We start from the raw sequence: 1,879 nt of genomic DNA, 5'->3' as shown, positions 1-1,879 counted from the left end.
GGCGCTGGCCGCCTACCCCCGCTACGCGGCCGGCGGCCCGGACGCCGAGCAGGCGCACGCCCGGATGCTCGACGCCGGCTACCCGGCCGGGTCGGAGTTCCTGTGGCCCTTCCACCACGCGTACTACTGGGACCTCACCCAGCGGATCTACCGCGAGGAGTTCGATCCGGGCTTCGACGGTCCGGCCGAGGCAGGAACCCCGTTCTGCGTGCCCGGCACGCCGGCCTGCGACGCCGACTACGCGTACGGACAGCGGCCCGCCGAGGTCCGTGCGGCGGTCGCGAAGACCGCGCTGACCGGCCGCATCGGCAAACCCCTGATCACCCTGCACGGCACCCTGGACGTCCTGCTGCCCATCTCCCGGGATTCCGACGTGTACGCCGACATGGTGCGGCGGTCGGGCCGGGGCTCGCTGCTGCGCTACTACCGCATCGAGGGCGGCACCCACGTGGACTCGCTCGTCGACGCCTTCCCCGACCGGCTGCGTCCCCTCACGCCCTGCCACCGGGCGGCCTTCACCGCCCTGGAGGACTGGATCGGACGCGGCGTGCGGCCGCCGCTCGGCCACACCGTCCCCCGGGACCCCGCGGCCGGTCCGCGGGCACTGCTGACGAGCTGCCCGCTCGGCACCTGACGGCCCGGGTGCCCCGGTGACGGCCATGGTGTCGGCCCGGTGGCGGCCATGGTGATCGGCTCCATACGGGCGGCGCCGAGTATGGAGCGCGACACCGTGGGCGCCGCACCGGGCCCTCCCTACGCTTCGAGCCATGACGAGCGAACTTCCTTCCCCCACGCCGCTGCGGTCGCGCGTCGCCCTGGTGACGGGCGGCGGCAGCGGCATCGGCCGGGCGTGCGCCGTGGCCCTGGCCGAGGCGGGGGCCACGGTGCACGTGGTCGACATCGACGCGGCGGCGGCCGAGGCCGTCGCCGGCCTCGTCGGCGGCCACGCCCACGTCGCCGACCTGGCCGATCCCGCCGCCATCGGGGAGCTGCCCGGAGCCGTCGACATCCTGGTCAACAGCGCCGGACTCCAGCACGTGGCCCCGATCACCGAGTTCCCGCCCGAGCGGTTCGCCCTGATCCAGCAGGTGATGGTCACCGCGCCGTTCCTGCTGCTGCGCCGGGTGCTGCCGCACATGTACGCCGCCGGGTGGGGCCGGGTGGTCAACATCTCCAGCGTCCACGGGCTGCGGGCCAGCGCGTACAAATCGGCGTACGTCGCGGCCAAGCACGGGCTGGAGGGGCTGAGCAAGGTCGCGGCGATCGAGGGTGCCCCGTACGGCGTGACCAGCAACTGCATCAATCCGGGGTACGTCCGCACCCCGCTGGTGGAGGGGCAGATCCAGGACCAGGCCGCGGCGCACGGGATCGCCGCGGGCGACGTCCTCTCCGAGGTGCTGCTGACCCGTTCGCCGATCAAGCGGCTCATCGAGCCCGAGGAGGTCGCGGCCGCCGCCGTCTGGCTCTGCGGACCCCACACCGGGTACGTCACCGGTTCCTCCCTCCCCCTGGACGGCGGCTGGGGAGCCAACTGACCCCGTCCGGGTGACAGCCCGTGTGCCGCGACGCGGGCGGGCGCCCGGGGTCCCGTACGGTCCCGCACGTGACCGATGCGACCAACGCCAGCAACCCGACCGGGCCCACCGACCCGGACAACCTGAACATCACCACCGGACCCGGCGCGCTGCGGGTCCTCGTCCTGTCGGGGTCCTCCCGCGAGGGTTCCGTGAACACCCGGCTCGCCGCCCTCGTCGCCGGGCAGGTCGAGCGCTCGGGCGCCGTCGTGGACCTCGCCCGGATCGGGGACTTCACGATGCCCACGTACGACGGCGACGCCGAGGCCGCCGAGGGTCCGCCGGAGGGGGCGGCCGCCCTGCGC

General features: G+C 74.6%; 3 protein-coding genes. All 3 read left to right on the top strand.

Going from position 1 to position 1,879, the window contains the following annotated elements; genetic code table 11:
* Positions 1 to 634: 3-hydroxybutyrate oligomer hydrolase family protein (locus ACWGDE_RS38595; RefSeq protein WP_453393759.1), on the top strand; the 634-nt coding region annotated here is incomplete at its 5' end.
* A gap of 133 nt (positions 635 to 767) precedes the next feature.
* The gene (locus ACWGDE_RS38590) at positions 768 to 1,535 is read left to right on the top strand and encodes a 3-hydroxybutyrate dehydrogenase (protein ID WP_453393758.1); all 768 of its coding nucleotides are present in this window, start codon (positions 768 to 770) and stop codon (positions 1,533 to 1,535) included.
* Between the two features lie 68 nt (positions 1,536 to 1,603).
* Positions 1,604 to 1,879, top strand: a 276-nt coding sequence (locus ACWGDE_RS38585) for an NADPH-dependent FMN reductase (RefSeq protein WP_453393757.1), incomplete at its 3' end; no start/stop codon positions are given.

The organism is Streptomyces sp. NPDC054956 (genome assembly GCF_053609185.1).
Note: the sequence above shows the minus strand (reverse complement) of the source record. Positions and strands in the feature narration are given on the sequence as shown.